This is a genomic window from Methylobacterium sp. CCH5-D2 (genome assembly GCF_001556475.1).
Lineage (GTDB): Bacteria > Pseudomonadota > Alphaproteobacteria > Rhizobiales > Beijerinckiaceae > Methylobacterium > Methylobacterium hispanicum.
Genome location: NZ_LSIX01000981.1, coordinates 1 through 22275, shown reverse-complemented (window position 1 = coordinate 22275; position 22275 = coordinate 1). Strand labels below are relative to the sequence as shown.

The following is a 22275-nucleotide window of genomic DNA, read 5'->3' as shown; positions in this document are numbered from 1 at the left end:
CAGGATCTCGCCCGCGGCGAGGCGGCGGTGCAGCCCGTCGCGGGCGAGATCCTGCAGGAGGTTCTCGAGAAGCGCTATCGGCGGGCGGACGGGCGGATCATCTGGGCGCGGGTCAACCTCGTCTCGCAGGTGCTCGGCGACGACATCCTCACCACGGCGATGATCGAGGACATCACGCAGGAGCGGCTCGGCGCGGCGCGGCGGCAGGCGCTCGTCGAGATCGGCGACGCCCTGCGCGAGGCGCGCGGCCGCGAGGCGGTCCTGGCGGCGGCGGTGGCGGTGGTCGGCCGGACCCTTCGGGTCCGCTGGGCCGGGCATTGCGGCCTCGACGGGGCCCGCGGCCTCGCCCCGGCCGAGGCCCTGTGGCACCGCCCGGAGGAACCGGCGCCCGCCGAGCCCGGAGCGGGCCTCCCCTGCCCGGCCGCCGTCGCCCTGCTGCGCGCGGGCGCGCGCCTGGCGGTCGCCGACATCGCGCTCGACCCGCGGGTCGCCGCGGACGCGGAGGCCTTCGCGGCGCTCGGCACCCGCGCGGTCCTGCTGGTGCCGGTGGGGGCGCACGGGCGCGTCGTCAGCGTGCTCGCCCTCCACGAATCGGCGCCCCGCACCTGGACGCCCGACGAGGTGGACTTCGTGCGCGAGGTCGCCGAGCGCGTCCGCGACGGCCTCGGCCGGATGCAGGCCGAGGACCAGCAATCCCTGCGCAACCGCGAGCTCAGCCACCGGCTCAAGAACACGCTGGCGATGGTGCAGGCCATCGTCTCCCAGACCCTGCGCGGCGCGCAGGATCTGGACGTCGCCAAGGAGGCGCTGGCCGCGAGGCTCGTGGCGCTGGGCACCGCGCACGACATCCTGCTGACCGGCGATACCGAGGGCGCCGGGATGGAGGCGGTGATCGCGGGCGCGCTGGCGCTCCACGACGACGGCCAGCCCGGCCGGTTCGCGCTCGGCGGGCCCCCGGTGGCGGTGGGCCCGCGGGTCGCCCTGTCGCTCGCCCTGATGATCCACGAACTCGCCACCAACGCGGCGAAGTACGGTGCCCTGTCGCTGCCCGGCGGGCGCGTCACGGTCGCCTGGAGCGTCGTGCCGGACGGCGCGGACGCGACCGTCCACCTCGCCTGGAGCGAGCGGGGCGGGCCGCCCGTGACCGCGCCCGCGCATCGCGGCTTCGGCTCGCGCCTGATCGAGCGGGGCCTCGCGGGCGCGGTGGGCGGCGCGGTGAGCCTCGACTACGCGCCCGAGGGTCTGACCTGCCGCGTCGCCGCGCCGCTCAGCGGATTCCAGGCGGCCGAGTAGCGGGATCGCCGGGGGGCGGGGTCCACGGGTGGAGGGGCATGCGAGGTCTCTGGGAACCGCATCCCCGGGCGGCGGTTCACGCCGCCCGCACGGTGGCCAGGAACCCGCCGACCGCCGCCCGCAGCGCGCCCGCCTGCCGGGCGAGGTCGCCGGAGGCGGCCAGCACCTGGGCCGAGCCGGCGCTCGCGGTGGCCGCGGTCTCGCTGACGCCGGCGATGTGGCCGGAGACCGCGCGGCTGCCCTGCGAGGCCTGCGCGGTGGTGCGGGCGATCTCGACGGTCGCCGCGCCCTGCTGCTCGACCGCGGCGGCGATGTCGCCGCCGATCCGCGACAGGCGCTGGATCGCGCCGTTGATGCCGCCGATCGCCGTGACCGACGCATCCGTGGAGCTGGTGATCTCCGAGACCTTGGCGCCGATCTCGGCGGTCGCCCGCGCGGTCTGGCCCGCGAGGTTCTTCACCTCCGCCGCGACCACCGCGAAGCCGCGGCCCGCCTCGCCCGCCCGCGCCGCCTCGATCGTGGCGTTGAGCGCCAGCAGGTTCGTCTGGTCGGCGATCTCCGAGATCAGCCCGACGATCTGGCCGATGCTGCCCGCGGCGGTCGCGAGGCGCCGGACCTCGCCCGCCATCTCCGCGGCGTCGCGCTCGGCCGCCGCCGAGAGGCCGGCGGAGGTCGCGGCCTGCTGGGCGATCTCGCGCACCGAGGCCGACAGCTCCTCGGTCGCCGCCGCGACCGTGTCGGCGGAGAGCGCCGCCTCGTGCGAGGCGCCGGCCACCTCGCTGCTGAGCGCGGTGGTCTCCTGCGCGGCCCGCGCCATCGCGGTCGCGGCGTCCTGGAGCTGCCCGGCCGCCTCCGAGACCGCCTCGACGATGCCGCCGACCTGCGTCTCGAAGCCGTCCGCGAGGTCGAGCACGGCGCGTCGCTGGGCCGCCGCGGTCTCGGCCGCGGACCGCTCCCGCGCCGCGCGGTGGGCCCGGCCCTCGGCGACGCTCGCCTGGAACGCCGCCGCGGCCCGCGACAGGGCGCGGACCTCGCGCGGGCCGCGCTGCGGGATCGCCACGTCCGTCTCGCCGCGCCCGATCGCACCGAGCACGTCGGCCATGCGGGTCAGCGGGCGGGCGATGGCGCTGCCGAGGCCGAACGCGAGGCCCGCCGAGAGCCCGAAGATGGCAAGCCCCGCCGCGAGCCACAGCGCGAGCGCCCGGTCGGCACCGGCCTGGATCGCGGCCGCCGTCTCCACGAGATCGGCGCTCAGTCGGTCCTCGACGCCCTTCAGGCCGTCGATCCGCTGCGTGGCGAGGCGGAACCAGAGTGGCGCGTCCCGGAAGGCCAGCGCCTCGCCGGGCGCCGTGTCGAGGGCGAGCCGGCGCAGGCGCGCGACCTCGCGCGCCGGCTCGCTCGCCTCGGCGGCGTCGAGGAGGCCGGCCTGCTCGGGGCCGGCGCCGGCCCGGAACTGCGCTTCGGCGCCCGCCTGCCCCGCCGCGAGGGCTGCGAGACGCACGAGGCCCGCCTGGTCCAGCCGGCCCGCCGCGAAGGCGGCGGAGGCCGCCGCCCGCTCCTGGCCGGCATTCTCCTTGAGGGTGAGGAAGGCCGCGTAGGTCGCCGCCCGGCCGGCGATGTCCGCCTCGCTCACGAGGCCCGACATCCCCCGCACGATGGCGAGACCCTCGCCGATCACGCCGGTGTAGTAGGCTGCGGCCTGCGGCGGAGTGAGCCCGAGGCCGTCGATGCTGCGCCGCTGGTCCGCGAGCCCGCCGAGCGCCCGGGCGAAGCCCGCGCCCCGCCCCGCGAGCGCCGGATCGGCCGCCGCCTCGGCGAGGCCGCGCAGGGCCGCGTCCGTGCGCGCGCGCTGGGCCGCGAGTTCGGCCCCGAACTGGGTCCCCTTCGAGCCGACGAACAGGCTCGAGGCGCCCCGCTCCCGCTGGGCCTCGTGCACGAAGGCGCTGATGCGCGTGGCGAGCCCCGTGAGGTCGGCCACACGGGCCATCTCGGTCCGCTGCGCGGCGCGCTCGCCGACCGTGATCGCCGTCACCGCCCCGAAGGCGAGGCAGGGCGCCAGTGCCACGGCGACGATGCGTCCGCGCAAGGATGCCAGAAAACCCCCGATCATGACTCGCCCGTCTTGTTCTCGTTCGTCCTGTTCGCAGTGTTGTGATGGGGCGTCTGAAAAAAGAGTTGCCTTCGGCGGATCTGCCCAACTTCAGTGCATGATGCGTAATTCGTAGACAGATCTTGCCCCCGCGAGGCTAAAGGACCGACGTTCGGCAGCGATGCGGCCGCCCGATGCATTGCGCCGGTCGCCGATTGCTCTGGATCCGGCGCGCATGATCCGGTGCCGTCGGTGCCGGATGCCGATCATCATGATCGCCGGGGCTTCGCGCGCGGAGAGGACTTGCGGGGAACGGCCGGCGGCATCGGGCGCGCAGACGGGCCGGTTCGCTATCGGCGCGATTGCCGCCGCGCGTCCGGAGACGGCCGCCACGCTGCTCGTCGATGCCGGTCTCGCCGATCGACCGACCGACCGACCGACCCCTTGGCCGCGAGCGCCCGGGTGTTCCGCGTCGATCGGCCGACCCGACCGCGGGATTGTGGCTGTACTCTTTTCGTTCTAAGCAGGCCTCTCGGATCCGGGTGAAGGTCTTGCATCGCCCCGTCTTGTCCAGGGCGCGGCGCGTCCGACATGAGCGGTGCGGACCGTTCCGCCGCCTCGCCCGTTACCGCTGCACGAAGACGCTCCGAAAGACTGCCCGCCCATGGCCAAAGCCAACGTCGCCGCGAAGAACACGGCCGGCAAGACCGGCGCCGGCAAGGTGACCCGGGGAGCGGGCGGCGGGGCGGCCAGTAAGACCGATCCGAAGAAGACGGTGGTGAAGAAGACCGTGGTGAAGAAGGCCCCGGTGAACGCGGCCGAGGCGGACAGGGCGGCGCCCGCGAAGGTGCGGGCGTCCGGCGGCGCCTCCGCCGCGGCGCAGGCCGAGAGCCGGTTCGACCGGCTCTTCGACGGCGCCCAGGCGGCCCGCGACCAGCGCGTGATCTCCGTGCGCGGCGCGCGCGAGCACAATCTCAAGAACGTCGATCTGACGATCCCGCGGGACAAGCTCGTGGTCTTCACCGGCCTGTCGGGCTCGGGCAAGTCGTCGCTGGCCTTCGACACGATCTACGCCGAGGGTCAGCGCCGCTACGTCGAGTCGCTCTCGGCCTACGCGCGCCAGTTCCTCGAGATGATGGCCAAGCCCGACGTCGATCAGATCGACGGGCTCTCGCCGGCCATCTCCATCGAGCAGAAGACCACTTCGAAGAACCCGCGCTCGACGGTCGGCACCGTCACGGAGATCTACGACTACATGCGCCTGCTCTGGGCGCGGGTCGGCATCCCCTACTCGCCGGCCACCGGCCTGCCGATCGAGAGCCAGACGGTCAGCCAGATGGTCGATCGCGTCCTGGCGCTGCCGGAGAAGACGCGGCTCTACCTGCTCGCCCCGGTGGTGCGCGGGCGCAAGGGCGAGTACCGCAAGGAGATCGCCGAGTACCAGAAGAAGGGCTTCCAGCGCCTGCGCATCGACGGCGAGTACTACGCCATCGACGACGTGCCCAAGCTCGACAAGAAGCTCAAGCACGACATCGACGTGGTGGTGGACCGGATCGTGGTGCGCGACGACATCGGCTCCCGGTTGGCCGAGTCCTTCGAGACGGCGCTGGAACTCGCCGACGGCATCGCCGACATCGAGTTCGCGGACGCGCCGGAGGGCGAGATTCCTCAGAAGATCACCTTCTCGTCGCGCTTCGCCTGCCCGGTCTCCGGCTTCACGATCCCCGAGATCGAGCCGCGATTGTTCTCGTTCAACAACCCCTTCGGCGCCTGCCCGACCTGCGGCGGCATCGGGCACGAGATGCGCATCGACCCCGAGCTGGTGATCGGCGACGGGGCCCTGAGCCTGAAGCGCGGCGCGGTCGCCCCCTGGGCGAAGTCCACCTCGCCCTATTACGGCCAGACGCTGGACGCGCTCGCCAAGCATTTCGGCTTCAAGACGACGGTGGCCTGGGACGCGCTGCCGGCCTCCGCCCGCGCGGTGGTCCTCTACGGCACGGGCGAGCAGGCGGTGCGCTTCGCCTACGACGACGGCATGCGCGCCTACGGCGTCTCGAAGCCGTTCGAGGGCGTGATCCCGAACCTCGAGCGCCGCTACAAGGAGACCGACAGCGACGCCACCCGCGAGGAGATCGGCCGCTTCATGAGCGAGACGCCCTGCGCCGCCTGCGCGGGCAAGCGGCTGAAGCCCGAGGCGCTCGCGGTGAAGATCGACATGCGGGACGTGGCCGAGGTGACCGCCCTCTCGGTCTCGGACGCGCATCGCTGGTTCTCCGAGCTCCCTGACAGGCTCACGCCCAAGCAGAACGAGATCGCGGTCCGCATCCTGAAGGAGATCCGCGACCGCCTGACCTTCCTGGTCGATGTCGGCCTGGAATACCTGACGCTCGCCCGCGGCTCGGGCTCGCTCTCGGGCGGCGAGAGCCAGCGCATCCGGCTCGCCTCGCAGATCGGCTCGGGCCTCACGGGCGTGCTCTACGTGCTGGACGAGCCCTCGATCGGCCTGCACCAGCGCGACAACGAGCGCCTCCTCGGCACGCTGAAGCGCCTGCGCGACCTCGGCAACTCGGTGATCGTGGTCGAGCACGACGAGGACGCGATCCTGCAGGCCGACTACGTGGTCGACGTGGGGCCGGGCGCGGGCATCCACGGGGGCCGGATCATCGCGCAGGGCACGCCCGAGGCGGTGCTGGCCAACCCCGATTCGCTCACCGCCAAGTACCTGACGGGCGCGCTCTCGGTCCGCACGCCCACCTCGCGCCGGAAGGGCCGCAAGGGCAAGCTCGCCCTCTACGGCGCCCGCGGCAACAACCTGCGCGACGTCGATGTCGAGATCCCGCTCGGCACCTTCACCTGCATCACGGGCGTGTCGGGCGGCGGCAAGTCGACCCTCATCATCGACACGCTCTACAAGGCGGTGGCCAAGAAGCTCAACGGCGCCCTGGAGCACCCGGCGCCCTACGGGCGGCTCGAAGGGCTGGAGCACCTCGACAAGGTCATCGACATCGACCAGTCGCCGATCGGGCGCACGCCGCGCTCGAACCCGGCCACCTATATCGGCGCCTTCACGCCGATCCGCGACTGGTTCGCGGGCCTGCCCGAGGCCAAGGCCCGCGGCTACCAGGCGGGGCGCTTCTCGTTCAACGTGAAGGGCGGGCGCTGCGAGGCCTGCTCGGGCGACGGCGTCATCAAGATCGAGATGCACTTCCTGCCCGACGTCTACGTCACCTGCGACGTCTGCAAGGGCCGGCGCTACGACCGCGAGACGTTGGAGGTGAAGTACCGCGAGCGCTCGATCTCCGACGTGCTCGACATGACCGTCGAGGAGGCGGCCGAGCTGTTCAAGGCGGTGCCCGCGATCCGCGACAAGATGGAGACCCTGAAGCGCGTCGGCCTGCACTACGTCCGGGTCGGCCAGCAGGCGACGACCCTGTCGGGCGGCGAGGCGCAGCGGGTGAAGCTCTCGAAGGAGCTCTCGAAGCGCGCCACCGGCCGGACCCTCTACATCCTCGACGAGCCGACCACCGGTCTGCACTTCCACGACGTCGCCAAGCTCATGGAGGTGCTCCACGAACTCGTCGATCAGGGCAACACCGTCGTGGTGATCGAGCACAACCTCGAAGTCATCAAGACCGCCGACTGGGTGATCGACATGGGCCCGGAGGGCGGCAGCGGCGGCGGCATGGTGGTGGCGCAGGGCACGCCCGAGCAGATCGCCCGCTCGACCGCGAGCCACACCGGCCGCTTCCTGCGCGAGGTGCTGGCGCGCCGACCCCTCGCCGCGCGCCGCGACGCCGCCGAGTAGCGCCGGGGCGGGACGGACGGGACCGATTCCGGCACGGAACGCACCCGATTCGGGATGACGGGCCCCGGATTGCCCATCGCGGGGTCGTCGGCCGCCCGGCGCGCGGGCAGTCCCGCCCGCGGCCGCGGCCTGCCGGCGGGCGATCGGCCACGGTGCGGTTGCCGGATTCTCCCGGGGGGGCAGGTCCGCCCAACAGCTTGACCGTTCTGAGATATTTTGCCGGGTGACCCGCATCGCACGGGTCAGATCAGGCAAGAACAGGTCTTGCCGCGCCGCAGCAGGAATGCGGCTTTTGCGCAACGCTGCTGGGGCTTCTGCCCGAAGGGCAGGCATTCCACTGTCCTTCTGCAACGCCGTGTAGAATAGTCCCAATCGTTGAGACTTGGGGTGGCGCCGTAAGGGGGCACCCGGTACCGGGCGACTCGGGGGCTGCACGGCAGCGAACCGGAACCGAAGTGCTGGGGCTACGGGACGGAAGGCCAGGGATCCTTGGGAAGGAACGATAACATGATGAAGAAGTGGCTCGCAGCCGGCGCCTTCGCGCTCACGGCCGCGGCGACGGCGACGCCGGCGCTCGCGCAGACCACCACGGTGCCCGGCGAGCAGGTCGGCCTCGCGACCGGCGCTCCGCTGCCGGAGGGCATCTATGCCCTGAACACCTTCACCTACCGCCGCACCGACGCGCCGTTCTCGCCCGACACGGCCGTGAACATCCCGGTGCTGGTCTGGTCGACCCCGCTGGTTCCGCTCGGCGGCCGCATCGAGCTGCTCGTCGCGCCCCCGACCGTGTTCGCCTTCACCCGCAACCGCGCCGGCGTGCCGAACCGCGACATCTCGATCAACGTCGGCACCTTCGTCGGCGGTATCTGGGCGTTCGACCTCGGCGGCAACTTCGGCGCCAGCCTCCTCGGCGGCGCGTACCTGAACGACCTGAACGGCGACCGCGGCTCGCTCTGCACCCCCGGCGCGCTCACCGCCGGCTGCACCCCGGTCCTGCCCCAGCTCTCGTCGAACACCTACCGCTTCGGCGTCGCCGGCAGCTACACGGGTGACGGCTGGAACATCACCGCCAACCTGACCGCCAACATCTACGACTCGCCCGGCCGCTTCCCCGGCCTGGTCGGCGCCGCCATCGGCCCGATCAACCTCTCCGACTCGCTGAACATCGACCTCACGGCGACGAAGAAGTTCGGCAAGTTCGAGTTCGGCGCCGTCGGCTACGGCACGTTCAACTTCGACATCGGCCCGCTGTCGGCCGCTGCCGGCAACCGCGGCCGGTTCGCCCTCGGCGGCCTCATCGGCTACGATTTCGGGCCCTTCACCGCCCAGCTCTACGTCGCTCGCGACGTCGCCACCGGCGCCCGCTACACGGACGCCCTCGGCCGGACCCGCGACAACTACTCGACCGACGGCTGGTTCCGCATCATCGCCCCGCTCTACACGGCGGCGGCGCCTGCGGCCCCGATCGCCCCGGCCCCGCTGGTGCGCAAGTACTGATCATCGGATCGGGCGTCCTCGGACGCCCGGCCCGCACCCTTCGGAGGAGCCGCCCGGTCCATGCCGGGCGGCTTTCTCATTTCTCGTCCGGTGCCGCATCCATTCGAACGAACCGGCTGTCGGCGGCGCGGCGGCGTCCTATCTCAGCGCGGATCCCCGGGCCGGGGCCGTCCCGGCAGGGCCGGAGACGCGAGCGGCGGGTGAGCGGCATGAGCAGCCAGGGCGAGTGGAAGATCCCGGCATCCGTCCAACCGAAGGCCGCCGACTGCCGCTACGACCTGGAGCGGGCGGTCTCGGCCGTGGTGGCGCTCTCGACGCGCGTGCCCGAGGCCGCCTTCACCGCGGAGGTGCTGGGCACCGAGCGGGCCGGCAACGGCGTGGCGATCCGCGAGGACGGCCTCGTCCTGACCATCGGCTACCTCGTCACCGAGGCCGAGAGCGTGTGGCTGACCACCCATGACGGCCGCTCCGTGCCGGGCCACGTGATGGGCTTCGACGCCGCCACGGGCTTCGGGCTCGTCCAGGCGCTCGGGCGGCTCGACGTGCCGGTGCTGCCGCTCGGCGACTCGCGCACGCTGAAGGTCGGGGATCGCGCCGTGCTGGCCGGCGCCGGCGGGCGCACCCGCGCGGTCTCGGTCGAGCTCGTCGCCCGCCAGGAGTTCGCCGGCTACTGGGAATACGTGCTCGACGAGGCCCTGTTCACCGCGCCCTCGCACCCGCACTGGGGCGGCACCGCACTGATCGGTCCCGCGGGCGACCTCCTGGGCATCGGCTCCCTGCAGCTGCAGCAGGGTGGCGGCAGCGCCCGGGCCATCAACATGGTGGTGCCGATCGAGTTTCTGCCGCCGATCCTCGACGACCTCGTCGCGCGCGGCCGGCCGAACCGGCCGCTGCGGCCCTGGCTCGGCCTCTACGCGACGGAGAGCGAGGAGGGCATCGTGGTGATGGGTCTCGCCGACCACGGTCCGGCGGAGAGCGCCGACCTGCGTGTCGGCGACCTGATCGAGGCCGTGGCGGGCGAGCCGGTCGGAGACCTTGCGGGGCTCTTCCGCAGCGTCTGGGCGCTGGGCGAGGCCGGCGTACGGGTTCCGCTGACGGTGCGGCGCGACGGACGCGTGCACAAGCTCACCCTGGTCTCGAGCGACCGCGAGCGCTTCCTGATCAGCCCGCCGATGCACTGAGCGCACGGGCCCGCTTGGCAGGCCGCGCCGTCGTCGGGACCCCGGCGCCGGGCGTCCGGCGGACCGCTTGCTGACGGAATGCTGGATCCGTCCATCAGCGTCGGTTCATCCGGCCGGGTGCAGTTTCGTGCGCGCCCGTCCGGCGCTTTCGGGCCCGGACATGAAGGAGAGATCCGTCATGACGCATGTGAACGCGCCCCGCGGGCGCACGCTCGTTCTGGCCGCCCTCGTCGCCGGTGGCCTCGGCTTCGCCGGCTCGGCCAACGCCGCGCCGCTCGCTCCGGCCCCGCTCGCCGGCGAGGCGACGGTCCAGACGGTCGCGGGCGGCTGCGGCCCCGGTTTCCATCCGAATCCCTGGGGCGTCTGCCGGCCGAACTGGGGCCCCCGCCCCTACTGGGGCCCGCGCGCCTACGAGCGCCGCCCGATCGGCTGGGGTCCCTACGGCCGTCCGTATCCGCGTCCGTACCGGCCCTACGGCTTCTACGGCCCGCGCTGGTAGCCCCCGCCCGCCTCGGCCCGACCCGGACGGCACCCCGCATCGCGGGGTGCCTTTTTCTTTTGCAAGCCTGCCCGCGCGGCAGGTCCTCCCGCGCGCCGAGGCCGATCGCGTGCCCTTCCCGCGCGCACCCGGCAGGCTTGCCGAAACCTTAAGCGGAACATGCTCTTGCTGCATATCAGCCGCTCGTCCGGGCCGCCTCCTGCTGCGATGCGGCAGGCCATATATGCGCTGCATCAAACACAGGCGGCGCTGCCCAAGCGGTGGGCGGTGCGGCCGCAAGCAAGGGTTCGTTATTCCATGGCCGCCGCCCGCAGCGTTCTGAACCGTGTCCGCGCCTACCTGCGCTACCGGGACACCGTCACGCAGCTCTCCCGCCTCACCGACCGCGAGCTCGCCGACCTCGGCATCAGCCGCTACGAGATCCGCGGCCTCGTCCGCCACTGAGGACGTCGCGCGTCCGTTCCGGGCGGCCCCGTTGATCGGGGCCCCCCGCCTCCGGTATGCCGGCGCATGACCGAGGCAAGCACCATCCACATCGTCGGCGGCGGGCTCGCGGGCTCCGAGGCCGCCTGGCAGATCGCCGAAGCCGGCCACCGCGCCGTGATCCACGAGATGCGGCCGCTCCGCCGCACCGAGGCGCACCAGACCGAAGGTCTGGCCGAGCTCGTCTGCTCGAACTCCTTCCGCTCCGACGACCCCAACGGCAACGCCGTCGGCCTGCTGCACCAGGAGATGCGCACCCTCGGCTCGCTGATCATGCGGGCCGGCGACGCGCATCAGGTGCCGGCCGGCGGCGCGCTCGCGGTCGATCGCGACGGGTTCTCGGAGGCGGTGACCGCCGCGCTCGGCGCCCATCCCAACGTCGAGATCCGCCGGGAGGCGATCGACGACCTGCCGCCCGAGAGCTGGGGCCCGACCATCGTGGCGACCGGACCGCTCACCGCGCCCGGCCTCGCCGAGGCGATCCGTGGGCTGACCGGCGCGGAATCGCTCGCCTTCTTCGACGCCATCGCGCCGATCGTGCATCGCGACTCGATCGACATGGGCAAGGCCTGGTTCCAGTCCCGCTACGACAAGGCGGGTCCGGGCGGCACGGGGGCCGACTACATCAACTGCCCGCTCGACCGGGAGCAGTACGACGCCTTCATCGCGGCGCTGATCGCCGGTGAGAAGACCGGGTTCAAGGAGTGGGAGGCCTCGACCCCCTATTTCGACGGCTGCCTGCCGATCGAGGTGATGGCCGAGCGCGGCCCGGAGACCCTGCGGCACGGTCCGATGAAGCCCGTCGGCCTGACCAACCCGCACAATCCCACCGTGAAGGCCTGCGCGATCGTCCAGCTGCGCCAGGACAACGCGCTCGGCACGCTCTACAACATGGTCGGCTTCCAGACGAAGCTGCGCCACGCCGAGCAGGTGCGGATCTTCCGCACGATTCCCGGCCTGGAGAACGCGGAGTTCGCCCGCCTCGGGGGTCTCCACCGCAACACCTACCTCGACAGCCCGCGGTTGCTCGACGCCACGCTCCGGCTGAGGGCGCGGCCCGCCTTGCGCTTCGCCGGCCAGATCACCGGCTGCGAGGGCTACGTGGAGAGCGCCGCGGTCGGGTTGATGGCGGGGCGCTTCGCGGTGGCCGAGGCCGAGGGCCGTCCGCTGGCGCCCCTGCCGCAGACGACGGCGCTGGGCGCGCTGATCGCCCACATCACGGGCGGGCACGTGGAGGCAACCGACGAGGGCGCGCCCCGCTCCTTCCAGCCGATGAACGTCAATTTCGGCCTGTTCCCCCCGCTCGACCGGATGCCCCGCAACGAGACCGGCCGGCGCCTGCGCGGCCCCGAGAAGGCGGCGCTGAAGAAGCGCGCGCTGACCGACCGGGCGCGGGCCGACCTCGCGGCGTGGATCGGCGGGGACGCGCCGCGCGCGGCGGCGGAGTAGGGCCGCGGCGGCCTCGCGGGCGCCCGGGATCCCTGAGGATCGAAGCACCCCGGACCGGGCTCTCGCAGCCGGGTCCCGGAGCCGGTCAGCGCAGCGGGATCTCGACCGTCCGCGGCGCGCCCTCCTTCGGCCCGTCGAACAGCACCAGGGCGCGCAGGCGGTCCTGCGTCCGCTCCAGCGGCAGGAGCGCCTCGGGCTTGACCTTCCTGCCGTAGCCGTCGAGGGCGAGCGCCTGGACGGGGGCATCCGCACCGTTCCAGCGGAAGATCGCGTAGTCGCCGGCCTCCACGCCGTCGCCCTTCGGGTCGAGCATCGGGCCGGCCAGGATCAGGAAGCCCTCCGGCACGGCGGCGAGGTCGCGCACGCCCCGCGCCCGGCCCTCGCTGTCGCGCCCGAGCGCCAGCCGGCTGACCGCCGCGGCGCCCGCCTCGCCCTCGAACAGCCCCTCCAGCGGCACCGAGAGGATCACGGCGTCGCCGTCCCGGAGGACGGGGCCGCGGAAGCCGACATGGAGCCGGCCGTCCCGCACCGCCACGCCCTCGACCGTCACCCCGCCCTCCTCGAGCGGCCGGTCGTGGAAGGGCCTCAGCAGAGGTTCGTCCCCGATCAGCCGCGCCAGAGCCCGCGTGGCGGCGATCTCGGGCGCGCCCGTGAGCACGCCGGTCTCGCGATCGACCGCGCCCGGGTCGAAGCGGATCCGGAACAGCTGCCGCGTCGCCTCGGCCCGCGCCACCGTGCCGGCCTCGGGCTTGCCGGCGGCGTGCCGCGGGCGGCCGTGCGAGCCGATCACGTAGAAGGCGCCGTCGGCGTAGGCGACGCCCTCCGCGTCCAGTTCGAGCGGCTCGCCCTCGTGGGCGGCGTCGGTGAGCCGGATGAAGCTGCCGGCCCGCATGGCCCCCTCGTGCAGGACCACGATCTGCGCGCCCTGGGACTCGTCGTCCGCCACGAGGCAGACGCGCGGGAAGCCCGCATCGGTCGCGCAGGCGATCCCGCTGACGTCGTCGGCCTTGGCGCTCGCGGCGGCGTCCTCCGGGCGCTGCCTGTCCGGCTCGCCGTAGAGCTTGCCCGAGACCCGCCAGGGCTCGGTGCCCGCCGCGCGGGCTGGCGGGCTCGCGGGTGCCGCGAGCAGGGCTGCGAGGAGCACGGCCGCGGGGCCGGGCCGGAGGGTCGGTCGGGCAGTCATGGAGCGTGATCGGGGATCGAGGGAGGCGATACCCTAGACGATGGACGCCGCGCGAAGAAGCGTGGCCGGCGCGTTGCCCGCCTCAGGCTGCCTGTCCCCAGACCATCACGCGCCGGCCCGGCCGGTGGCCGTCGTCGCCGGTGTCGCGGAAGCCGAGCTTGGTGAGCAGGCCCCAGGAGGCCGTGTTGGCCGGGCGGCACTCCGCCACGATCGTGCGATGGGGGAACCGGCCCTTGAGGAGGCCGAGGATGCCGGACACCGCCTCGGCGCCGAAGCCGCGCCCGCGCGCGGCGCCGCCGATCCAGTAGCCGATCTCGACCGCACCCTCGCCCCTGAGATGCGCGCCCACGACGCCGACGAGGGCGCGGTCGGCCCGCGCCCAGGCCCCGAGGAACCGGTCGCGGCCGCGTCGCCCGCTGGCGATCATGGCGTGCGCGTCCTCCAGCGTGAACGGATCGGGCAGGAAATCGACGGCGCCGGTGATCGCCGGGTCGTCGGTGAGGCGGCGCATCGCCTCCGCGTCGCCGGGGACGAGGCCCGCGATCACGAGCCGCTCGGTCGTCAGGCGGGGCAGGTCGGCGAGCGTGTCCCGGCGGATGCGGCGGAGGAACATCACGGCGCAACTGGGGCGCCGCGGACCGTCGGGAAGGTACGGTTCCGCGTCGAGGCCTAATCCCGAGCGCGCACGAAAAAACCCGCCCCGGAGGTCCGGGGCGGGTCGGTCGGTCCCAGCCGTACGGGCCGCGTCAGTTCGGGTGGATCACCATGGCGCTGAACGGGTGCACGTAGGCCTGCAGCATCACGAGGCCGCCCACGAGGCAGGCCAGCACGATCGAGTGCCAGAACACGAAGCGCAGGATCTTGCCCTCCTGGCCGAAGTAGCCGGTGGCCGTCGAGGCCACGACGATCGACTGGGCGTCGATCATCTTGCCCATCACGCCGCCCGACGAGTTGGCCGAGGCCATCAGGATGCCCGACAGGCCGAGCTGCTCCGAGGTGATCTTCTGCAGGCCGCCGAAGAGCACGTTGGAGGCGGTGTCCGAGCCCGTCAGCGCGACGCCCAGCCAGCCGAGCAGCGTGCCGAAGAACGGGTAGAGGATGCCCGTGCCGGCGAAGGCGAGGCCGAGCGTGGCATCGACGCCCGCGTAGCGGGTGAGCACGCCGAGCGCCAGCATCGCCGCGATGGTGATGAGCGAGTAGCGCAGCACCCAGATCGTCTCGATGTAGGCGGTGACGAGGCGCTTGGGCGAGAAGCGCATGATCAGGCCGGAGATGAGCGCCGCGAACAGCACGCCGGTGCCCGTGTAGGACATGTAGGTGAAGGCGAAGACCGCGGGCTCGGCCTTCGGGTGCGCCTCGACCGGCGGCACCTTCATGATCACGTTGTGCAGGCCCGGCACCTCGTACTTCCAGGTGAAGAGCGGGTTGACGATGCCCTTGAACCAGCCCGTGCCCCAGATCGCGACGACGACCGAGAGGATGATCCACGGAACCCACGCCATCATGATCTCGCGCGAGGTCGCGGTGCGGCCGCCGAGTTCGACCTTGGGCAGGTCGCCGGGCACCGCGGCGCCGAGCGAGGCGGGGCGGGGCGTGCCGTAGCCGATCGACGGGTCGTTGCCGCGAAGTGCCGGCGAGGCCCAGATCTCCTTGGGCTGCCAGAACTTCAGGAACAGGACGAGCGCGCCCATCGAGACGAGGGAGGCGCCGATATCGACGATCCACGGGTTGACGTAGTTCGAGATCAGGAACTGCGCGGCCGCGAAGGAGGCGCCGCAGACCAGGATCGGCGGCCAGATCTTGATCATGCCGCGGAAGCCCGCGAACACCCAGATCAGCCAGAACGGCACGATCACCGAGAAGAAGGGCAGCTGCCGGCCGATCATCGCGCCGAGCACGTAGGGGTCGTAGCCCGTGACCGAGGCCAGCCCCTGGATCGGGGCGCCGAGCGCGCCGTAGGCCACCGGCGCGGTGTTGGCGATGAGCGAGAGGCCCGATGCCGCCAGCGGCGAGAAGCCGAGGCCGATCAGGATCGCGCCCGTCACCGCCACCGGGGTGCCGAAGCCGCCCGCGCCCTCGAAGAAGGCGCCGAAGGCGAAGGCCACCAGCAGGAGCTGGATGCGCCGGTCCGCCGTGATGCCGGCGACCGATTGCTGCAGGGTCGCGAACCAGCCCTTCTCCACCGTGAGCCGGTAGAGGAAGATCACGTTGAGGATGATCCAGCCGATCGGGAAGAAGCCGGTGACCATGCCGAGCACGGAGGCGCGCAGCGCCAGATCCATCGGCATGGTGAAGAGGACCGTCGCCACCAGAAAGGCGATGATGAGCGAGAGGACAGCGGCGATGTGCGCCTGAACTTTGCCGCTCGCGATCATGCCGAGCAGCGCAATCACAGGAAGCGAGGCAGCCAACGTCGACAGCCATGCATTCCCGAATGGGTCGTAGACTTGGTTCCAGGTCGTCACAGGGCGCGTATCCTCCGGTCGGGCCGCTTTGGAACGGTCCCGTTGCTGGGCCTCTAACAGAGCCGTGCTGTCCGCTCAACGGCCGCTCGCCCGCGTCCGGGGCGGACGGGCCGTTAGGCCACGGCTAACCATCCGGACCTTCGGCGGGCCGCCGCGGGCCGGCCTTAGCCCGCACGAAACCACTGCCGTGTCTCATTGGTCGGGCGGGAGAGACGAGCGATGGTGAGACGCGGCAGCTGGGGGGAAGGCGAGCTCTACGAAGCGCTCTGCCTGCTGACGATCGGGGCCTGCCTCTGGATCATCGGCGCGCAGTTCCACGTCTTCGAGGAGCTGAACGCGTTCGTGACGCGCCACGGGGTCTCGGACCTCTTCATGCTGTTCGCGCTGATGGGGCTGGCGATGTTCGGCGCCAGCGTCCGCAAGTCGCTCCTGCTGCGCGAGGCCCTGCGCGAGCGCGATGCGGCGGCGCGCGAGGCCGAATCCATCGCCCGGCACGACGTGCTGACGGGGCTCGCCAACCGCCGGCTCTTCCTCGAATCCGTCGAAGCGGAGCGCGCGGCCGCAGGCCCCGTGCCGACCCGGGCGGTGCTGCTGCTCGACCTCGACCGCTTCAAGCCCGTCAACGACATCTACGGCCACGCCGCCGGCAACGCGGTGCTCTGCGCGGTGGCCGAGCGCCTGCGCCGGATCATCCCGGCGGGCGGCGTCGCGGCGCGGCTCGGCGGCGACGAGTTCGCCGTGCTGGTCCCGCTCGACGGGGGCAGCGACGGGCTCGTGCGCCTCGCCCAGGCGATCATCGCGGCGATCGGCGAGCCGGTGCTCTGGTGCGGGAACGCCCTGAAGGTCGGCGGCACCGTGGGCATCGCGCTGATCGAGCCCGACATGGCCGACGCCGACGCGGTGCTGCACGCGGCCGACCTCGCCATGTACCAGGGCAAGAAGGACGGCCGCGGCACCTACCGGGTCTTCAAGAGCGCGATGGACCTCGAGCTGCGCGCCCGCGCCCAGCTCGAGAGCGAGCTGCGCGACGCCATCCAGCGCGGCGAGATCGAGCCGTTCTACCAGCCCGTGGTGGCGCTGCCGGAGAAGACGCTCATCGGCGTCGAGGTGCTGGCGCGCTGGCGTCATCCGGTCCGCGGCCTGCTCACGCCCGGCCACTTCATCGCCATCGCGGAGGAGACCGGCATGATCGCCGACCTCAGCTATCGCCTCCTCCGCGAGGCCTGCCTCGACGCGCGCGACTGGCCCTCGCACCTGCTGCTGGCGGTCAACATCTCGCCGCAGCAGTTCCAGGACCGCTGGCTGTGCGAGCGCGTCCTGGCGATCCTCACCGAGACGGGCTTCCCCCCGTCGCGCCTGGAGGTGGAGATCACCGAGAGCGCCCTGGTGCAGGATCTGGAGGCGGCCCGGACCACGCTGACCTCGCTGCAGAACCTCGGCGTGCGCATCGCGCTCGATGATTTCGGCACCGGCTATTCCAGCCTCTACCACCTGCGCGAGCTGAAGTTCGACAAGCTGAAGATCGACCGCTCCTACGTCGACACGATCACGATGAGCGACGAGCGGGCCAAGCTCGTCGACGCGATCATCAAGCTCTCGGCGAGCCTCGGCCTCGTCACCACGGCAGAGGGCATCGAGACGGATGCCAGCGTCGACTGGCTCTCGGGCCAGGGCTGCGACTTCGGCCAGGGCTACCTCTTCGGCGCGCCGATGCCGAAGGCCGAGATGACGGCGCTGCTCGCCGCGCCGGACGCGCACGGGATGAGCGCGCCGATGAGGGCGGTGGCGTGACGGCCCCGCTACCGCGCGCTCCGGGCGGCCCGCCATAGGCGCCAGAGGCGGCGCCAGCGCGGGATCTCCACCAGTGTGTTGAGCGGATCGTAGGAGACCCGCTCCATCGCCGCGAGATAGTCCTCGGCCAGCGCGAGCGGCAGGAAGGCGAGGCGCGCGGCCGGCGCCAGGGCGGCGTGCTGGGCGCGGACGGCCTCGAGATGGCGCCGCGCCACCCCCCGCAGGTCGGCGCAGGCGCCCTTCAGTCCCGGGCCGCCGCGTCCCGTCACGATGTCCTCGCGGGTGACGCCGTGCCGGGTCAGGATGTCGGCCGGCAGGTAGACCTGGCCCGAGCGGGCGTGCCAGGGCAGCGCCCGCAGCAGGCCGACGATGCCGTAGGCGACGCCCGCATGGCCCGCCGCCGTCGCGCCGCCGGGATCGGCGCCCTCCGCCACGATCAGGCTGGCGATCCGGAACAGGCTGGAGGCGGTCTCGCCGCAATAGCCCTCTAGGTCGTTCAGGCGCGGCATCGGGTCGTCGTAGAGGTCGAAGACCCGGGCGTCGATCAGGTCCACGAAGGGCTGGCGCCCGAGGCGGCGCCCGACGATCGCGTCCTCCAGGGCCGCCGCGACCGGGTTCGCCCGGACGTCGCCGCGCGCCTCGCCCTGGAGCGCGTCGCGCCACCATTGCAGGCGGATCTCCCCGGCCATCGGGTTGGTGGCGGCCTCGCGCACGCGGGCGACCGTGAGGCTGAAGGCGTAGAGCGCGAAGAGGTGGGGCCGCGCCGCGGCCGGAGCGAAGAGCGTGGCGAAGTAGCGGTCCGGGTCGCCCGCCCGCACCAGCGCCTCGCAGTGGCGGAGGGCGAAGTCGAGGCCTCCCCCCTCACCCGCAGGCGCCGCGTTCTCGCTCACCCGGTCGGCCATCCGGTTCCTCAGCCCACCGCGATCAGGGCGGCGGCGACCTTGCGGTTCTCGCCCGCCAGGATGTTGTAGGTGCGCGCCGCCGCGCCCGTCTGCATCACGTCGAGGCCGACGCCCATGTCCTTGAGCCAGACCCGCAGGTCGGGGGGCAGCGGCACGATGTCGGCGCCCGTGCCCACGAGGAGCAGCTCAATCGCCCCAGCCTCGGCCTGGACCGGGCGGAGCGCCGTGCGGTCGATCCGACGCGGGTCCGCGACGTCCCAGGCCCGGATGCCGGCGGGCAGGACGAGGATCGAGCCGCGATGCGACATGTCGGCGAAGCGGAAGCCGCCGTTGCCGTAGGCGTCGATCGGGAAGCGCCCCGGCAGGAAGCCCGCGTCGAAACCCGCCAAACCGCTACTCCGCCGCCTGGGGCACGCCGCCCCGGCTCTCGGAGGCCCGCTTCACGCCCGAGAGCATCAGGCCGAGATAGATCAGCACCGGGGTCGAGACGAAGATCGCCGAGTAGGTGCAGATCACCACGCCGCAGAGCATCACCACCGCGAAGCCCTTGATCGCCTCGCCGCCGAACAGCACCAGCGCCAGCAGCGACAGGGCCGTCGAGATCGAGGTCATCACGGTGCGCGACATGGTGGAGTTGATCGAGAGGTTGAGCAGCTCGACGGTCGGGATCGTCTTGTAGCGGCGCATCAGCTCGCGGGTCCGGTCGAACACCACGACCGTCTCGTTGAGCGAGTAGCCGACGATGGTCAGGATCGCGGCGATCGAGGTCATGTTGAACTCGATGCGGCTGATGATGAAGATGCCGACCGTCAGCACGATGTCGTGGAGCGTGCCCACGATGGCGCCGAGCGCCAGCTCCCGCTCGAAGCGGAACCAGAGGTAGAGCAGCACGGCGACGACCGAGAGCACGACGCCGAGCGTGCCGGACTGGACCAGCTCGCCCGAGACGCGCGGGCCCACCGTCTCGGTGCGGCGGAAGTCGTAATCGGCGTCGAAGGCGGCGTGCGCCTTGTTCATGACCGCGGTCTGGCCCTGCTCGCCGGCCTGGAGCGGGAAGCGCACCAGCACCTGCCCCTCGCCGCCGAGTTCCTGCACCTCGGTCTCGCCGAAGCCGAAGCCGTTGGCCGTGTGGCGGATCGCGCCGACATCCGTCGTCTTGCCGGGCTTGGCCTGAAGCTCGACCAGGGTGCCGCCCTTGAAGTCGATGCCGAAGTTCAGCCCCACGGTCACGAACAGCACCACGGTCGCCACCGACAGGATCGCCGAGAGCGGGAAGGTGATGCGCCGGAAGCGCATGAAGTCGAAGTGCGACTCGTCGGGCCAGAGGCGGAGCAGGCGCATGATCGGTCTCGTGCTCGGGAAGGCTTCTCGCGGTCTCCCCTGGTGTTACGGGCTCGGAACGGCAGGGTCTTCAGAACGGCAGGGCCTTGGGCCGGAAGGTGTTGTACCAGAGCGCGATCATCATCCGGGTCAGCGTCACGGCGGTGATGACCGTGGTGAGGATGCCCAGGATGAACACGACCGCGAAACCCTTCACCGGGCCGGAGCCGAGGAAGAACAGGATGATGGCCGCGATCGCCATGGTCGAGTTCGAGTCGATGATGGTGGCGAACGCCCGGTCGAAGCCGGCCTGGAGCGCCGAGATCAGCGAGCGCCCGGCGCGGGCTTCCTCGCGCATGCGCTCGTAGATCAGCACGTTGGAATCCACCGCCGTGCCGATGGTGAGCACGATGCCGGCGATGCCGGGCAGCGTCATGGTCGCCTCGAGCACCGACATCAGGCCGAGGATCAGGCCGACGTGGACGATCAGCGCGATGTTCGCGATGAAGCCGAAGGTGCCGTAGGTCGCGAACATGAAGGCGATGACGAGGCCCGCCGCCACGAAGGTGGCGAGCTTGCCGGCCTCGATCGAGTCGCGGCCGAGGCCGGGGCCGACCACGCGGCGCTCGACGACCGTGAACTTCGCCGGCAGCGCGCCCGCCCGCAGCAGCACCGAGAGGTCGTTGGCCTGCTGCACCGTGAAGTTGCCGGTGATCTGGCCCGAGCCGCCGGTGATCGCCGTGCGGATGACGGGCGCGGAGACGACCTCGTTGTCGAGCACGATCGCCATGCGGCGGCCGACGTTCTCGGCGGTGGCCTGGCCGAAGCGCTGGGCGCCCTTCAGGTTGAACTTGAAGCTGACCATCGGCTCGCGCGACTGCTGGTCGAACGAGGGCTGGGCGTCGGTGAGGTCGCCGCCGTCGGCCATGATGCGTCGCTCGACGGGGACGCGGGCGCCCTTCTCGTCGCGGGAGGGCAGCAGGTCGACGTCGCCCGAGGGCGAGTCGGCCAGCATGCGGAACTCGAGCTTGGCGGTCGAGCCGAGGAGCTTCTCCAGCCGCTCCGGGTTCTGCTCGCCCGGCACCTGGATCAGGATGCGGTCGGCGCCCTGCTGCTGGATCGACGGCTCGGTGGTGCCGGTCGAGTCGAGGCGGCGGCGGATCACCTCGATGCCCTGACTCACCGCGCGCCGCGTGCGGTCGGTGATGCCCTGGTCCGTCAGCGTCATGCGGATCAGGCCGTCCGGCTGCTCGGTAATGTCGAGGGTGCGCGCGCCCGTCTGGCCGACCAGCGCGTTGGAGATCGGCTGGGCCAGCTCGCGCAGCTTCGGCATCGCCTTGGCGCGCGCCGCCGCGTCCGCGATGCGGACCTGCACGCCGCGCGGCTGCAGGCCGATGCCGCCGTCGGCCCGCACGCCCTCCTGCTGCAGGATGCGGCGCACGTCGTCGCGCAGGGCCTTGGCCTGCGAGGCGACGAGTTCGTTCTGATCGACCTCGAGCAGGAGCTGCGAGCCGCCCTGCAGGTCGAGGCCCAGCACGATCGCGCGGCTCGGCACGATCCAGGCCGGGAACCAGCTCGGCAGCGAGGCCATGAAGGCCTTCCGGCTGTCGGCCGGGAAGAAGCTCGGCACCGCCAGGCTGAGGCCGACCAGGATGACGGCGAGCGTCGCGAAGATCTTCGAACGGGAAAAGCGCAACATCCGCCGTCGTCTCTTGTGTTCTCAGGCCCGCCGCGGGGGCGGGCGTCGCGCGTGAGAGCCGTCAGGCGGCCTTGACCGGGCCGCCCTTGACGCGGACCTCGGAGATCATCGTCCGGACGATCTTCACCCGCACGTTCGGCGCGATCTCGACCTCGATCTCGGAGGCGTCGTCCTGCACCTTGGTGACGCGGCCGACGAGGCCGCCCGTGGTCACGATCGTGTCGTCGCGGCGCACGTTCTTGACCAGGGCCTGATGCTCCTTGACCCGCTTCTGCTGGGGTCGCAGGATCAGGAAGTACATGATCACGAAGATGAGGACGAACGGGACCACCTGCAAGGCGATCTCCGCGCCTCCGGCCGGGGCGGATCCTTGCGCGAAGGCGGGGGTGATCAAGCGCGTCTCCTGAAACAACACAGGGGCCGGCACGCGGGCCGGACCCCTCGAAAAGCGCGCGGACTATAGCCGCCGCCGACCCGAAAGCAACGGCGCTCGGCGGACCTTCCGCCACAGTTCCGGCGATCGGTGCGCGGGATCGATCGCAATCGACGGCCCGGCTCCCGCAAGAGGCGCGGGTCCCCTCTCCCATAGGGAGAGGTCTGCTTTCGCAGAAAGCCGGGT

General features: G+C 72.2%; 18 protein-coding genes. 8 read left to right on the top strand and 10 right to left on the bottom strand.

What is annotated here, in order from left to right; all coding sequences use genetic code 11:
- Nucleotides 1-1293, top strand: a 1293-nt coding sequence (locus tag AX737_RS26545; RefSeq protein WP_156453979.1) for an HWE histidine kinase domain-containing protein, incomplete at its 5' end; no start/stop codon positions are given.
- 76 nt (nt 1294-1369) lie between these two features.
- Here AX737_RS26545 and AX737_RS26540 read toward each other — a convergent pair.
- On the bottom strand, nt 1370-3403 hold the full coding sequence (locus AX737_RS26540) for a nitrate- and nitrite sensing domain-containing protein (protein WP_066926703.1): 2034 nt from the start codon (nt 3401-3403) through the stop codon (nt 1370-1372).
- Between the two features lie 90 nt (nt 3404-3493).
- Nucleotides 3494-3775 (bottom strand): hypothetical protein, encoded by a 282-nt coding sequence (locus AX737_RS33710; protein ID WP_156453978.1) that lies wholly within the window; start codon nt 3773-3775, stop codon nt 3494-3496.
- 271 nt (nt 3776-4046) lie between these two features.
- Here AX737_RS33710 and uvrA point away from each other — a divergent pair, with 271 nt between their 5' ends.
- From uvrA to trmFO, 6 genes are all read left to right on the top strand, one after another.
- The gene (gene uvrA / locus AX737_RS26535; protein ID WP_238230685.1) at nt 4047-7187 is read left to right on the top strand and encodes an excinuclease ABC subunit UvrA; all 3141 of its coding nucleotides are present in this window, start codon (nt 4047-4049) and stop codon (nt 7185-7187) included.
- Nucleotides 7188-7694: 507 nt separating this feature from the next.
- On the top strand, nt 7695-8684 hold the full coding sequence (locus AX737_RS26530) for a transporter (protein ID WP_066926701.1): 990 nt from the start codon (nt 7695-7697) through the stop codon (nt 8682-8684).
- A gap of 209 nt (nt 8685-8893) precedes the next feature.
- Complete coding sequence (locus AX737_RS26525) at nt 8894-9865, top strand: S1C family serine protease (protein ID WP_066926699.1); 972 nt, start codon at nt 8894-8896, stop codon at nt 9863-9865.
- A gap of 178 nt (nt 9866-10043) precedes the next feature.
- Complete coding sequence (locus tag AX737_RS26520) at nt 10044-10364, top strand: hypothetical protein (protein ID WP_066926697.1); 321 nt, start codon at nt 10044-10046, stop codon at nt 10362-10364.
- A gap of 297 nt (nt 10365-10661) precedes the next feature.
- Nucleotides 10662-10808 (top strand): DUF1127 domain-containing protein, encoded by a 147-nt coding sequence (locus AX737_RS32615; protein WP_082773315.1) that lies wholly within the window; start codon nt 10662-10664, stop codon nt 10806-10808.
- 66 nt (nt 10809-10874) lie between these two features.
- Nucleotides 10875-12296 carry a methylenetetrahydrofolate--tRNA-(uracil(54)-C(5))-methyltransferase (FADH(2)-oxidizing) TrmFO gene (gene trmFO / locus AX737_RS26515; protein WP_066926695.1) on the top strand — a complete coding sequence of 474 codons (1422 nt, stop codon included), beginning with the start codon at nt 10875-10877 and terminating at the stop codon, nt 12294-12296.
- 85 nt (nt 12297-12381) lie between these two features.
- On the opposite strand, the gene AX737_RS26510 is transcribed toward trmFO, so the two are convergent.
- The 3 genes from AX737_RS26510 to AX737_RS26500 all read right to left on the bottom strand — a co-directional run bounded on the left by AX737_RS26510 (nt 12382) and on the right by AX737_RS26500 (nt 15944).
- Nucleotides 12382-13479 carry a DUF3616 domain-containing protein gene (locus AX737_RS26510; protein ID WP_066926693.1) on the bottom strand — a complete coding sequence of 366 codons (1098 nt, stop codon included), beginning with the start codon at nt 13477-13479 and terminating at the stop codon, nt 12382-12384.
- A gap of 82 nt (nt 13480-13561) precedes the next feature.
- Nucleotides 13562-14092, bottom strand: a complete 531-nt coding sequence (locus tag AX737_RS26505; RefSeq protein WP_066926691.1) for a GNAT family N-acetyltransferase — start codon at nt 14090-14092, stop codon at nt 13562-13564.
- A gap of 133 nt (nt 14093-14225) precedes the next feature.
- Nucleotides 14226-15944: an L-lactate permease gene (locus tag AX737_RS26500; protein WP_066926689.1), complete on the bottom strand. Its 1719-nt coding sequence runs from the start codon at nt 15942-15944 to the stop codon at nt 14226-14228.
- A gap of 219 nt (nt 15945-16163) precedes the next feature.
- Here AX737_RS26500 and AX737_RS26495 point away from each other — a divergent pair, with 219 nt between their 5' ends.
- Entirely contained in the window at nt 16164-17735 is a 1572-nt protein-coding gene (locus tag AX737_RS26495; RefSeq protein WP_066926687.1) for an EAL domain-containing protein, read from the top strand.
- A gap of 8 nt (nt 17736-17743) precedes the next feature.
- Here the strand turns inward: AX737_RS26495 and AX737_RS26490 are convergent, their stop codons facing one another.
- From AX737_RS26490 to yajC, 5 genes are all read right to left on the bottom strand, one after another.
- Nucleotides 17744-18637 carry a phytoene/squalene synthase family protein gene (locus AX737_RS26490; RefSeq protein ID WP_066926685.1) on the bottom strand — a complete coding sequence of 298 codons (894 nt, stop codon included), beginning with the start codon at nt 18635-18637 and terminating at the stop codon, nt 17744-17746.
- Nucleotides 18638-18645: 8 nt separating this feature from the next.
- Complete coding sequence (locus AX737_RS26485; protein WP_066926679.1) at nt 18646-19026, bottom strand: MTH938/NDUFAF3 family protein; 381 nt, start codon at nt 19024-19026, stop codon at nt 18646-18648.
- Nucleotides 19027-19030: 4 nt separating this feature from the next.
- Complete coding sequence (gene secF / locus AX737_RS26480; protein ID WP_066926677.1) at nt 19031-19978, bottom strand: protein translocase subunit SecF; 948 nt, start codon at nt 19976-19978, stop codon at nt 19031-19033.
- A gap of 70 nt (nt 19979-20048) precedes the next feature.
- Entirely contained in the window at nt 20049-21656 is a 1608-nt protein-coding gene (gene secD, locus AX737_RS26475; RefSeq protein ID WP_066926676.1) for a protein translocase subunit SecD, read from the bottom strand.
- A gap of 61 nt (nt 21657-21717) precedes the next feature.
- Entirely contained in the window at nt 21718-22050 is a 333-nt protein-coding gene (gene yajC / locus AX737_RS26470) for a preprotein translocase subunit YajC (RefSeq protein ID WP_066926674.1), read from the bottom strand.
- Nucleotides 22051-22275 lie beyond the last annotated feature (225 nt).